Origin of the sequence: Comamonas sp., assembly GCF_036643215.1 — a bacterium.
Taxonomy (GTDB): domain Bacteria; phylum Pseudomonadota; class Gammaproteobacteria; order Burkholderiales; family Burkholderiaceae_C; genus Comamonas.
In genome coordinates, this window is the sequence record NZ_JAVXSJ010000001.1 from 182,780 (window position 1) to 194,411 (window position 11,632).

An 11,632-nucleotide genomic window follows, 5' to 3' on the forward strand; every position below is an offset into this window, starting at 1 on the left:
CGGACGCATGGATTTCCCAGCACGGGCCACGAGAACGCGCCATACGGGCTTATTGCAGCCCAGCCCCACAAAGCCCCTTACTCAGGGGCTTTTCCTTTTGTGGCGCGCATTTAGGCTCCTAGGCCGTGCTGCCAAATTTGATCCGCGTGCGGCAGCAACTTGGACGCTGTCGTCCTAGTTTCAAAGTTTTTGTCTGATGCGCTAAACCATTGATTTCAAAAGCCACATTCAAACAGAGTCCTTCTGCAGTCCGTTTTGAACTTGGACGCTTTGAGCAAGGAGAAATCGAGTTGAGACAACAAAAAAGCTCCTTAAAAGGAGCTTTGCAAGGGTTGGATAGGTCTTAAATCGGCCTTTTAAGCAACCTAAAAAGGTAGCTTCGGCTGATTTTGTAGCTGCGCCGGATGCTGTCGAAGGGCTCGCCAGCGTCATAACGGCGGATGATTTCCCGGTTGCGCACCTGGCGCAGGGCTGCGGCGCAGGTCGGTACATAGATCGTGGTGTTGGCGCAGCGCAAGACCAGCGCCTTGGCTGCAGTCGGGCCGATGACCTCCACTAGCCTATCCCACATGCGGCTGGTGCCAGCCACTGCACTGGGGATTTTCAGCTCATTGCCACCTTCTTCCTTGACCAGGTCGATGGTGGCGTCCAGTCCAATGATTTCCACCAGATATTGAGCTGTAGCGGGCAACGCCTTGGCCTGCTCCGGCTTGCGCAGGGGCTGTGTGGCGTCAAAAAGCTCCATCTGATGGGTCTGGCTCATGTCGGAATCACTGGGTGGCGGCGCCTGTTCGGCGTTGCTCATAGTTCAAGGCTGTGCTGATGCTGTGCAATTGGTCGTTGTCGCACCACTCAAAAAACTGGACGTGTTTGCCAAACATCTGCTGGGCAATGCCGTCGGCATATTCATCGGGCTTGCGATCCAGGCTGATGAGCTGGGCGCGGATACGACGGACCAGCGGCAGCTTGTCTGTCGAAGGCGTGGGCCGCTTGGGGCGGCCTGTTGTTGCACTGGCTTTGGCCTTGAATCCCTGGCGGGCCAGATAGGCCAGCACCTTCTGGCGTCCGTTTTGGTCCAGGTCGGCTGAGCTGGATACGCCAGCCTGCGACTGGAGCATGGCCGCGTACTCCTCTTGGCTCATGCCCAACTGCTTTTTGGCCAGATGAATCTTGGCCAGGTCTGCATTGCGGCCTACTTGGTTGCTGTGGGCCGCAATGCGGCTACGTGGAGTAGTTGCCATATGGTCTAAACAAGTGAGGTGAACAGGCCACGCTGCTGGTCAGCATCGCGGCGCTTTAGATGACAAGCGGGGCAAAGATGGCGATTGCGGCCGATTTCATGGGCATGAGCCTCGCAGACAGCTGCATCGCAGGTTTTGCGCTGGCCGGTGGAATCAGGGGCGTCGCAGAGATAGTCGCTGGCCACCATGCAAATTTGCTCCTGGCCAGCGACTAACACGCGAGCACCGCAGGGATCAGGCAGGTTGGTGCCACGCATGTGGACCATTCCGAAGGATGTGCGGTAGTAAGGCATCAGCGAAGCTGCCTTGGTTTGGCGGAAATAGGCGACGTCTCGCCATGCGGCATGCGCACTTGGCTGGGTCGAACCAGCGCGAAAGCTACTCTTGGCTGCTCAGCTTGTACTTGGTACACCACCTCACGGTCCGTGTATTGCTGATCGCACTCAAAGGCTTCCTGCATCAGTTCAGCAACCTTCATGGGTTTGGCCGAAGGCAACAGGTATTGCGTGTAGCCAATGGTCAGGCAGGCCATTGGCACAGATTTAGGGGCTGCTGGACGGGCCATTTCAATAGCCCTCCATGCTGGTCACAGCTCCGGCAACGCCCAAAGAGGCGCCGATAAGCAAGCCAACAACAAATACAGCGACGAACATATGCGCTCCTTCAAATATCAGTAGGTCCGACGGCTTGCTTGACGCTGCAGCTCAAGACATGACCATTACCCAGGTCGATGTCCAGAACATTGCCGCCCAAGCAATTCAGGCCAATGACCGTGCGCAAAGTGAAGTCCACGATTTGCGCGGTTTGAATGATGGGCAGTCCCTCTGCACCATCGCAGCTGCAGACTGATTGAGCGACATCGGTGGTGGTGGCGGTGCGGGTCATGCTCATACAGATGCCAGGTCCAATGGAATTGCCTTGTACTGGTCCGAGTCACCTATACGCTCGTACACACGCACGTAGATGGCAGTGCCGGTGGTCTGGATACTGTCGCGGATGGCGTCCATAGCGCGCTTCCACTCGGCGTCGTTGATCTCAAGGCGCATCAAGTCAAGCACGGCTGCAGTCTTGAGCTGGCCCTTGGTGTCCTTGTTGAAAGCGCGATCTACGATGGCGCGGATGTTGTCGTTAGCTCCCTCGCTCCAACGTGCAATGCACTGGTTGATCAGGGCCTTGGCTGCTTCGATCTCCTCCGTGAACTGGATGCGGTCGGCCACCGAACGCAGCACCTTGTATTTGCCGTCATAGCTGCTGATGGACACATTGCCCTTCTTGCCGCCCAAGGTCACTTCATAGCGCTCGCCAGCAATCTTGATCAGGTCGGCCAGCTCGCCCAGCGTTTCCTTCTTGAACTCCGTCAGCTCCTGGTTCAGGCGGATGGCGCGGTCCGCCACCTTTTTTGCGATCTCATCGCGCAGCAGGTCTTGCTCGCGGATGTTGGCGCGGGGCACCAAATGGCCCAAGGCGTTCTTCATGTATCCGTCAGGGACGTTTTCAGACATTTCTATTCCGTTTTATGGTGATTAAAAGTGGCATGGATCAGCAGCGCTGGCCACGGCTCGCGATTCGCCCGAAGTCCAGCGCACCTTGGCGCGCTGGTGTGATCTGGGCAGGCACATAGGTCGTGCCGTGAAAATTGAACGTGCGGGGAAGCACCAACTCAGCGGGCTCAGCAGCTCCTGCTTTGACAGCAGCCTTGGCCTTCTTCACGGCAAGGCGCTTGCTGGCCATGTCCAGGCTTGGAAACATGCCGTGTGCAGATGGGCTGATTTCCCAGACCCGATAGACCGGAGAGAAGCGCACCCAGCCTGCGATGCTCAAGTTGTTGAGACGCTTGGTAATTTCATCGGCGGTTTGCCCGCTCATGGCCGAGTTCAGCACTGTGCGATTGGTGGGCCCGAACTTGCGCAGATAGTCAACGATTGCCTTGGACTCTGCGCTCATGGTCGATTTACGAGACATTGCTAACTCCAGGTGAAGAGATGAAATTGGTTAGTGCTTGTGAAGCCAAGTCCCGGCGCTGGATGCCGGGGTGGCGCTGGCATGCGATGCAAAGGCCATACGCAGTTCGGGCAGGCGGTTGGACGATTGGCCAACTTCCAGCAATGCCTGCAGCAAGGCGTCCATTGCCACGCCTGAGTCCTTGACGCCCGAATCCAAAATCAAGCGCAGCAAGTCGTGTTGCAGAGCTGCGACTTCCGCGCTGTACTTCGCCAGCTGCTTAGGTGTCAGATGCTGGAGGGTGCTCATAGAGAGAATCCTTGGAACTCAACCAGGCCGACCAGGGAGGCCACCAGGTAGCCGATCCCCATCAAGCAGAAGAAGAAAAACACCGTCAAAGCAAGCAGCTCTCCACGGGTGGATTCAGGTCGGCGGCTCATTGCGCCTCCCGCTTGCAGCCCTTTGCAGGCACTGCAGAAATTTCCAGCTTGTGGGCCTTGGGCCATGTACTGAGTGCAAACGCTGTTGCCGCAGTGATGTCTTCAAAAGCCTTGCTGTATTCCGCAGGCCGGGCCTGGTTGACGCAATGCGTGATGAGGATGAGGTATTCCTGCATGCTCACGCCTCCTTGTTCGCGTGGTTGTGTGGACAGGTCTTGCAGGTACGCCACATCTGCACACGCAGAGGGTTGGCGGCAAAAGGCTTGGCTCGTTCGTCCTGGCAGATGCGGCTGCTGATCTCGCCCAGCAGTGGGCAGACCACCGTGGCCGCCAGCAGCTCACCACGGATGCGCTCGGCCAGCTTGTCCACGTTGCCGATGTAGCGGCCCTTGAGGGCGTTGCTGATGGTCCCCTGCGACACATCCAGACGGCGGGCAGCAGCGGCTTGCGATCCGGCACTGACGCAAAAGGATTGCAGAGCCTTCAGCGCATCAGAAGGCAAGGCCTTGGCCATGGGCGTTTTCACTGCGGTTGGAGCATTAAGCGATGTCATCGCACACCTCCTGCTCTGCGGCTTCCCAGGTGAACTTTCCGAGGTTGCGGTCAAACACGCATTTGCGGCTGGTCACGGCTGGTGGCTCTGCACCCGTGTAGCGCACCAGCTGATAGCGGGCTGGCACGCCAGGGGACGACGGTTTTACGACGCGGAAATAGCCCGCCTTGTGCAACTGCAGGACATAGGCCTTGGCTACTGCGGGGCTGATCTGTGTAGTGCCAAGGCTTGCGGACTTGGCGATATCACGGTGGTCGAACGTGCCCAGGACATGCATGGCACGCCACATGGCCAGCGTTGCCACCCCTTGGCTGACAGGTTTGCCAGTCTTGCTCACGCGGGGTGCTTCAAAACTGTCTTTAATCAGCGTGTAAACATGGATTTCACCCACGCTCAGTTCACTGGCTGGACGCTCTGTTTTCAGATACCCAGCAGCCACCAGGCCGGTCATATAGGAATTCAGCGTGTCTTTCTTCACGATGGGGCGAAGTACTACGTCAAAATCCTTGGTCGTGAACCCTGTGCGCAGCTTGCGCACTGCCTGCCAAATACGTTCCCGAGGCGTCAACATACCCACGCGCTCATGCTCAATCGGTTTGCGCGCCATGCTCACAGACCCTTTCGGCCAGGGGCGTTGCCGGTGTAGAGGTTGATGTCTGCATTGCCTGGGGCCGCTTTGATGCCGTTTTGACCGCACCAGCGCTTGATGTGCTCCAGGTTGACCACGACGCGGCGCGTGATGCCACGCGTTTCTTCCAGCACGCGGGCTTTGAGTTCAGGCGCAATCTCAATGTCAGGCACGTACTGCTTGACCAGAGCATCAAAGTCAGCCGACGAGCAGGCAGCAGCGGGCTGCCAGACCAGCACACGGTTGTCGAAGCGCTCATGCTTCTTGAGCTTGCTAGGCAAGTTCTCTTCGCCAATCAACAAGATGGCTGCGCCAGAGGCATCGTGTAAATCACGGACCAGCTCCAGGGTGCGGCTGTCTGCGATGTAGTCCACTTCATCCACGATCAGCGGACGGGCCGTCAGGGCCAGCACCTGGACGATTTCATCCACGATGGCCGGAATATTGCCGCGTGCCTGGATACCGATGGACTTGCAGATTTGCTCCACAAAGCTCTTTTTGGTCTCGAACGAACGGCAGGCCACGTAGATACCATTGAAGCCCGCAGGGTGGCTGGCATAGGCCGCGCCCACACTCTTGCCCAAGCCAGACGGGCCGTAAAAAGTACCAATGCCGGGCAGTGTGGGAGCACGTTGGAGCAGCGCATCCATCGTGGTGTGCACCAGAGCAATATTGCTGGTGTTAGCGATGGACCCTCCGGTGCCGATCTTGGTGTTCAGGTTCTTTGTCATATACTTTCTCTCGCTGAGCGAACTTCTTTCTGCTTTGCAATTGACCCGGTTTCTGGTGGCACCCAGGCCGGGTCTTCCTCTATCAACCGGCCAGTACCTGGTCGGCATCCAAACCAAAAGTCTCGAAATAACGCTGCATGGAGGCCCACTCGGAGCCATGCGCGTAGCCTTCAAACCAGTTGCGCTCGTCTGAGGCCAAGGCCTCATTGGCTTCAACGCGCTGCTGTAACTTGAGCCAGCGGGCGTAGCGCATCTGCGGGGTCTCGGGAATCGCCTTGACCTGGGCAACTGGGCGTCTTTCCATGGCAGCCTTGGCTGCTGCGATCTGGGCCTCGTCTACCACCGGAACGCCTGCGGCCTGAATGGAGTCAATGGCCGTGGTGCTGTGCAAGCGGGGCTTGCTGGCCAGCGTGACCACATTGGCCGACTGCTTCACCGCTTCCTGGGTGCGCTTGGTGGTGATCTGCTCAATGGCGGCGCGGGTGTCAAAGCCACGGGTGACCGCCTTGAGCTGACGCTTGGACTCACGCATGACCTTGGCCTGGTGAGCACGGCGCTCAGCCGCCACTTCGGCGCTGTTGATGCCCATGCGCTCGTAGTCCAGGGCTTCGCAAACAAACACGCCATCCAGCGTGAAAACCCAGCAGCGGCCTAGGTTGGACTCGTCCACCTTCACCTGGACTTGCTGGCCCTCCATCCCGCCCAGATAGGCGTGGTTGTAGTTGCCGCCCTCCATGCGGATGCCCTTCTTGCCGATGGTGCGCAGGCCACTGCCAGCGCTCGGGGCCAGCAGCACGTCCAGTGCACGCTCGGGCACAGACGCCGAAACAAAGCCCAGAGCGCGCTCATTCGGGGACAGGCCTTTCAGTTCGTCACGGCCCTGGCTGTGCAGACGGTCGCAATAGACATCAATGCCGGCCTGCAGTTGCTCGGGCGACAGGCGCAGCTCCAGCAGCTCGGACTTGTCGAACAGACGTTCGCTGAAAGCGCGGCGGGCTTCGATAGCCTTGCGGTCAGCCACGTTGTGGCCGATGTAGCCGTCCAGCAGCTCAAAGTGCTCATGCATCAGCGCACCAATAGCGCGCTCCACATGGGGCTTGGCCTGCGGCGTGAACGGTGGGCACAGCTCATGGCCGATGCCCAGCCCGATCAGAGCCGTGTCCAACTGGTTGGCCACGTAGTCCTTGCCGTTGTCGGTCTTGATGCTCTCGGGCATGCCCCAGGCCGCAATGGCCCGGCGCATCAGCGCCATGATGGCGCCGCTGCGGCTGGTACGGCTGACCGCAAACATGCGGCGACGCGTATAAACGTCAATCACGGCGATGACCGCATGACGCTTGCCGTCATTGAGCATGACGTCGCCTGGTGTGCTGTCCAGTTGCCAGCTCTGGTTCACGCGGGTGATGTGCTCATCAGCCTTGCCCGCTGCACTCATGTAGCTATTGCGCCATGCGTCCGGGTTGGTCACAGCCGTGAACAACTGGGCGTTTTGCTCCTTCCAGTAAGCAAGCGCTCGCCTGAATGCCCGCTCACTGGGGATAGTGTTTCCAAACTGGGTTTCAACAGCCAAATAAATGGCGGTGGCCGACAGGTGCGGCTTGTCAATCAGCATGGCCAGCACGGCATTGCCGACTTCACCGGCCAGGGCCTTAAATTGCCCTTTTCGGTGATGCTCGGGTGGAGTGATACCAGCCAGACCCTTCTCTTCGACGGCCAGATACCAGCTGCGGACAGTGCTCCAGCTCATACTGGCGAAGCGTTGGCGCAAAGCCGGGTCAGCCTCAATGCGGCCCTGATTCCATGCAGTCGAAAACGCACGAAAGGCAGGAGTCAGCGCGCCACCGAGCTGGGCATGGAAGTGCTTGAAGATGGCCAGAACCTGGGCAACACCCTCCTGGCGCTCGCGCTGCCAGCCGGTGGCATGTGCAGCTTGCTGCGTGCCGCGCAAGCGGGATGTGCGAATGCTGTTTGCTTCGGCGCCATCAATAAGAGCCGGGCTGTTCGCAGCATTGCTGGCATGACGGGCTGCAAATGCCAGGCGTGCCTCAGCGGGAAGTGCTTCGACCAGGTACTCCAGACCTCCACCACGACCTTGACGAGGACGTGTGGGAATTGCTAGACGCATTGCCATATCTCTGGCTCTGCGCTCACTGCCAGGAAATCCTGGAAGTGAAGTGAGTTCAGTAGCTGTTGCGTATGCCATACAGGAGCCTCATTTGCTTTTATCGCGCGCTGCGCGCTGGGCTTCGATCTGCGCACGGCTGCGGCGCAGGACCACTTGGTTTGGCCAAATGACCTCGATGGGCTTGCCGATGATTTCGGAAATGCGCTTCTGAATGCGCTGGCTCTTGATGTGGCCGCTGATGGTCTGAGAGACGGACGATGCAGCCACTTGCAACTCATCGCAAAGCATTGCAGGGGTAGTTCCTGCAATACGCATGGCTGCTTTGATCTCTTCCGGGTGCATTGCTTTGTTATCCTCTGCCTAAGAAGTTAGGTAATTCGCCGCCGTAGCGGTTACGGTGGTGGCTTAGGCGCAATTATGGTGAAATATCTTTCACCTTGCAACACTTAAAAGTGAAATAAATGGGAATCTCTCAACGCATTCAGGAAGAACGCAAGCGGCTCGGCCTTACGCAAGAGGCAGCAGCAGAGAGGATGGGGTCTACAAAGCGCTCCTTAATTAACTGGGAGGGAGGCGCTGCGTTACCTGGAGCTGAAGCTCTTTCGCGCTTTGCAGAGATCGGAGCGGATGTGCTCTACATCCTCACGGGACGGCTTGACCAAGCATCACTGTCGAGCGATGAGGCTTTGGTTATCCAGATGTATCGCTCAGCTACGCCGCCAGTCAAAGCGGCTGCCTTGGGTGCGCTGGTTGGCGCAAGTACCAGCGGTGGTCAGACTATGAGCAATGTCGGATCAGGAAATGTGCAAGCGGGAAACGTTGAAGGTGGACTCAATGTAGGCCGATCGACAACAAGAAGACGAGTGACCAAGTAAGTGCAAAAGAGAGGGAGACGAAGTGTTTTTGAAGGACCTGCTAAATAAGATTTTTAATTTCATGTCGCGGCGGCCCGAGCGGCAAAGCATGCAGGAAGCAGGTGATAGCAATGTCCAAATTGGTAATGTTCAGGGCAACGTCATAAACCAGGCTCAACAGCCTGAAATCAATATTCATATTCATGGCGTGGCCATCACTGCAGAAATAGCTACTAGTCAGGAATCAAATCGAGAACCACTTACATCGAGCAAGCCAACGATTCATCGCAAACCTATAGATTCAAGTAAACCTGCAATCAAGACCGGGCGCGTAATCGATCCACCAGAGGTGATCAGAATGCGTAAGGAAACTTTCACCTGGCTGGAGCGGTTTGACGGATTAGAAATTACGCGGCTCTTCGTCTATAGTTTTATGGTTGACGCTTTCGGCACCAAAGAAGTCATGAGCCTCAACAAGGCACAGTTGTACCGTTTGAATCGATGGTGCACAGTGGTTTATGAAGATAAGAAGTCAAAAGGTGAAGCCAGCATAGAAAGGTCGTATTCGCCTATTCGCCAGATCAGACGTGTAAAGATCCATCCATGAAGACACTTTCACTTATCCGCTTTGCAAGAGATTTTTCGATCATCACTTGCAGCGTGCTCACGTTGAGTCTTGTTCATGCAGCTGCGCCAGTGACTAAGGTTTTTGGTCTTCCCATTGGCGGAAAACTGTCTCAACAGCTCAAGGTATGCCCTTCATCGGCCTTGGGAAGTGGAGCTACTGCGAAAGCTATGTGCTGGGTTGACAAGCCATTCAAAGATAAAGATGGCACAGCTATTGGCGAAGTTGTTCTACCCAATCCAGACGGTAGACCAGAATGGGCTGCCTATGCGTCTTTCAAGGCGGGTATTGGCAAGGATGGAACATTGAAATGGTTGAATCTCACCGATATCAATAGCTCTAGAAAATCTGAGATTGCCAACTCAATATCACAACGTTTTGGCTTGCCACTGGAAACCACGTTGGCACAGAGCGCTGCATCATCCGCTAAATGGCTGAGCCAAGGCGTTGGTATCCAGCAAATGTGTTCTGATCGCTTGTGCGAGGTTCGATTCACATCGCAAGCTGAACGTGATGCCCAGTCTTTAGCGCAAGATGCTATCTACCGCACCAACTCCGCCCGTCCCGCCACACCGTAGCAACTGCTTGAGCGTGACCTCCGTCACGCCTCTAAAAATCACCCATGCCCGGCACGATGCTGGGCATGTCTCTTTCTACACGCTCCAGAATCATCGCCACGCTCGGTGGCGGTGGCATCGGTGCCGCTGTGCTGGCCATCCTTGTGGGCACCAATGGCAGCGGCGTCATTCCCCAAGAAGAAGGCCGGTACACCAAGGCCTATCTTGATCCTATAGGCATTCCAACGATCTGTGAGGGCTGGACCCAAGGCGTGCGTCTGGGTGACCGGGCCACGCAGGCAGAGTGCGATGAGCTGACCATGCGCGGCATTGAGCAGGCGCTGGACATTTTCATGCGCCATGTACCCCAGACCGTGCGCGAGCGCATGCCTGCTGAGACTGTCGCCAGTTTCCTCAGCTTTATCTACAACGTCGGCCCCGGCAAAGGCGGTGTTAAAGACGGTTTTGTGTGGCTTAAAAGTGGCCGCAATTCCACCATGCTGCAGCACCTGCACGCGGGCCGCATTGCCCAGGCCTGCACGCAAATGCCCGCCTGGGTCACTGCTGGCGGTGTGCGCTGGCCCGGCCTGGTCAAGCGTCGCAGCCATGAAATGACGCTGTGTCTGCAGCGCCTCAATATGCCCGCTGAGCAGCTTCGCCAGCTCTGGCATGGCCCAGCTCCCACCACGCCAGCTCCGGTCTATGACATCGGCGCGGCCGAGGTGTTCCAGGAGACCAGGCAATGAAAAACCTCTTGGATGACCTGCGCGACTGGTTCGTGATCGTGCTGTTGCTGCTCGGCTTTTTTCTGGCGTGGGGCGCTGGCCATTACCGCGACCTGGCTGCGGCCAACGCCAAGGAACTCAAGACCTTGCAGGGCCAGGTGCAGCACCAGGCCGACTTGGCCAAGCTCAAGCTGGACGAGATAACGCGCCAGCGTGATGCCAAGCAGACCGAGCTGAATGACTTTCAAAAAACTCAGGAGAAGAAGGATGAAGCTGCAACGCTGGAAATTACCCGCCTTGCTGGCGAGCTTGAGCATCGCCCTGTGCGCGTGCGCATCGTCACCCAGCCAGCCCAGTGTGGGTCTGGTGGTGGAGGCACCCAAGGTGACGCTGCCGCCAGTGCCGAAGCTGGTGCAGGAAACCCAGCCCAAGCCTACGGGCTACTTCCAGAAAGCAATTCTCGACGCCTTGGAGCAGTGATCGCCGAAGCGGAAACCGTCAATGCAGCGTATGCATCGTGCCGGGCTCAGTTGTTCAAGTTGGAAGGGGTGACTCAGTGATTTTGACGCTGGAACTTTGGCATGTGATCTCTTTGGTTATCACCATCATTGGCGGCTTTTGGGCCATGGCCAAGATGATGCTCAACCAGGGGCAAAAAAACCTCGAAGAGAAGTTTGTCCTGATCAACAAACGCTTGGACAGCCAGGAAGAGTCCGACAAGCGCCTGGAGCGACAGGTGGGTGACATGCGCGCCGAGCTGCCCCGTGAATATGTGCGCCGTGATGACTTCATCCGCGCCATCGGCAGCTTTGACGTGCGCGTTGACCAGCTGCGCCTGACTATCGAACGCGCCCTCTTAGAGCGCGACAAGCACTGAAAGCACCAGCCATGATGAAACAACTCTCCGAAAAAATCCGTCGTGAAGCCATGCGCTGGCACCTGTTGCAAGTGGCTGATGTGGCCCGCCCCCAGGGCATCTACACCGAAGCCATGCTGCCCATCATCCAGAGCGTGTATCCCGATGCCACCGAAAACGAGGTGCGCCGCAACCTGGACTATCTGGAAGAGCGCGAGCTGGTAAAGGTCAAGAAGGACCCCACAGACCGCTGGTATGTGGAGCTGACCCGCTTCGGCATTGACATGGTCGAATACGCCATTGACTGCCAGCCGGGCATTGCCCGCCCTATCAATCACGCATCGCGCGGCTGACCG

Annotated in this window: 22 protein-coding genes; 7 read left to right on the forward strand and 15 right to left on the reverse strand. The window is 57.4% G+C overall.

Annotated elements, in window-relative coordinates; all coding sequences use genetic code 11:
- Nucleotides 1-343: 343 nt before the first annotated feature.
- The 15 genes from RSF91_RS00820 to RSF91_RS00890 all read right to left on the reverse strand — a co-directional run bounded on the left by RSF91_RS00820 (nt 344) and on the right by RSF91_RS00890 (nt 8,001).
- Entirely contained in the window at nt 344-763 is a 420-nt protein-coding gene (locus tag RSF91_RS00820; RefSeq protein WP_332566632.1) for a Mor transcription activator family protein, read from the reverse strand.
- Nucleotides 764-770: 7 nt separating this feature from the next.
- Nucleotides 771-1,241, reverse strand: coding sequence for a gp16 family protein (locus tag RSF91_RS00825; protein ID WP_332566633.1), 471 nt, complete (start codon nt 1,239-1,241; stop codon nt 771-773).
- Between the two features lie 5 nt (nt 1,242-1,246).
- A complete protein-coding gene (locus tag RSF91_RS00830) occupies nt 1,247-1,507 on the reverse strand; it encodes a hypothetical protein (RefSeq protein WP_332566634.1) in 261 nt (86 codons plus the stop codon).
- Nucleotides 1,508-1,533: 26 nt separating this feature from the next.
- Complete coding sequence (locus tag RSF91_RS00835; RefSeq protein ID WP_332566635.1) at nt 1,534-1,806, reverse strand: hypothetical protein; 273 nt, start codon at nt 1,804-1,806, stop codon at nt 1,534-1,536.
- 98 nt (nt 1,807-1,904) lie between these two features.
- Nucleotides 1,905-2,132 (reverse strand): hypothetical protein, encoded by a 228-nt coding sequence (locus RSF91_RS00840; protein WP_332566636.1) that lies wholly within the window; start codon nt 2,130-2,132, stop codon nt 1,905-1,907.
- Entirely contained in the window at nt 2,129-2,743 is a 615-nt protein-coding gene (locus RSF91_RS00845; RefSeq protein WP_332566637.1) for a DUF3164 family protein, read from the reverse strand. The genes RSF91_RS00840 and RSF91_RS00845 overlap by 4 nt, the downstream gene beginning before the upstream one ends.
- Nucleotides 2,744-2,780: 37 nt before the next feature.
- Entirely contained in the window at nt 2,781-3,203 is a 423-nt protein-coding gene (locus RSF91_RS00850; RefSeq protein WP_332566638.1) for a hypothetical protein, read from the reverse strand.
- A 30-nt stretch (nt 3,204-3,233) separates the two neighbouring features.
- Nucleotides 3,234-3,491, reverse strand: a complete 258-nt coding sequence (locus RSF91_RS00855; protein WP_332566639.1) for a hypothetical protein — start codon at nt 3,489-3,491, stop codon at nt 3,234-3,236.
- Nucleotides 3,488-3,622 carry a hypothetical protein gene (locus RSF91_RS00860; RefSeq protein WP_332566640.1) on the reverse strand — a complete coding sequence of 45 codons (135 nt, stop codon included), beginning with the start codon at nt 3,620-3,622 and terminating at the stop codon, nt 3,488-3,490. Before RSF91_RS00860 ends, RSF91_RS00855 begins: the two co-directional genes overlap by 4 nt.
- A complete protein-coding gene (locus RSF91_RS00865; RefSeq protein ID WP_332566641.1) occupies nt 3,619-3,798 on the reverse strand; it encodes a hypothetical protein in 180 nt (59 codons plus the stop codon). Before RSF91_RS00865 ends, RSF91_RS00860 begins: the two co-directional genes overlap by 4 nt.
- A 2-nt stretch (nt 3,799-3,800) precedes the next feature.
- Entirely contained in the window at nt 3,801-4,175 is a 375-nt protein-coding gene (locus RSF91_RS00870) for a LysR family transcriptional regulator (protein ID WP_332566642.1), read from the reverse strand.
- A complete protein-coding gene (locus RSF91_RS00875; RefSeq protein ID WP_332566643.1) occupies nt 4,162-4,782 on the reverse strand; it encodes a hypothetical protein in 621 nt (206 codons plus the stop codon). The genes RSF91_RS00870 and RSF91_RS00875 overlap by 14 nt, the downstream gene beginning before the upstream one ends.
- A 2-nt stretch (nt 4,783-4,784) precedes the next feature.
- Nucleotides 4,785-5,534 carry an ATP-binding protein gene (locus RSF91_RS00880; RefSeq protein WP_332566644.1) on the reverse strand — a complete coding sequence of 250 codons (750 nt, stop codon included), beginning with the start codon at nt 5,532-5,534 and terminating at the stop codon, nt 4,785-4,787.
- An 82-nt stretch (nt 5,535-5,616) separates the two neighbouring features.
- Nucleotides 5,617-7,737, reverse strand: coding sequence for a Mu transposase C-terminal domain-containing protein (locus RSF91_RS00885; RefSeq protein WP_332566645.1), 2,121 nt, complete (start codon nt 7,735-7,737; stop codon nt 5,617-5,619).
- Nucleotides 7,738-7,746: 9 nt separating this feature from the next.
- Entirely contained in the window at nt 7,747-8,001 is a 255-nt protein-coding gene (locus RSF91_RS00890; protein WP_332566646.1) for a helix-turn-helix domain-containing protein, read from the reverse strand.
- A gap of 119 nt (nt 8,002-8,120) precedes the next feature.
- On the opposite strand from RSF91_RS00890, the gene RSF91_RS00895 reads away from it, so the two are divergent.
- The 7 genes from RSF91_RS00895 to RSF91_RS00925 are packed head-to-tail and all read left to right on the forward strand — an operon-like array spanning nt 8,121 to nt 11,629.
- Complete coding sequence (locus RSF91_RS00895; RefSeq protein ID WP_332566647.1) at nt 8,121-8,534, forward strand: helix-turn-helix domain-containing protein; 414 nt, start codon at nt 8,121-8,123, stop codon at nt 8,532-8,534.
- A 22-nt stretch (nt 8,535-8,556) separates the two neighbouring features.
- Entirely contained in the window at nt 8,557-9,120 is a 564-nt protein-coding gene (locus tag RSF91_RS00900) for a hypothetical protein (RefSeq protein ID WP_332566648.1), read from the forward strand.
- Complete coding sequence (locus tag RSF91_RS00905) at nt 9,117-9,716, forward strand: hypothetical protein (protein ID WP_332566649.1); 600 nt, start codon at nt 9,117-9,119, stop codon at nt 9,714-9,716. The genes RSF91_RS00900 and RSF91_RS00905 overlap by 4 nt, the downstream gene beginning before the upstream one ends.
- 44 nt (nt 9,717-9,760) lie before the next feature.
- Nucleotides 9,761-10,441 carry a lysozyme gene (locus tag RSF91_RS00910; RefSeq protein ID WP_332566650.1) on the forward strand — a complete coding sequence of 227 codons (681 nt, stop codon included), beginning with the start codon at nt 9,761-9,763 and terminating at the stop codon, nt 10,439-10,441.
- Nucleotides 10,438-10,980, forward strand: a complete 543-nt coding sequence (locus RSF91_RS00915; protein WP_332566651.1) for a hypothetical protein — start codon at nt 10,438-10,440, stop codon at nt 10,978-10,980. The genes RSF91_RS00910 and RSF91_RS00915 overlap by 4 nt, the downstream gene beginning before the upstream one ends.
- A gap of 23 nt (nt 10,981-11,003) precedes the next feature.
- Complete coding sequence (locus tag RSF91_RS00920) at nt 11,004-11,297, forward strand: hypothetical protein (RefSeq protein ID WP_332566652.1); 294 nt, start codon at nt 11,004-11,006, stop codon at nt 11,295-11,297.
- Between the two features lie 14 nt (nt 11,298-11,311).
- Entirely contained in the window at nt 11,312-11,629 is a 318-nt protein-coding gene (locus tag RSF91_RS00925; protein WP_332566653.1) for a hypothetical protein, read from the forward strand.
- The last annotated feature ends 3 nt before the right edge of the window (nt 11,630-11,632 follow it).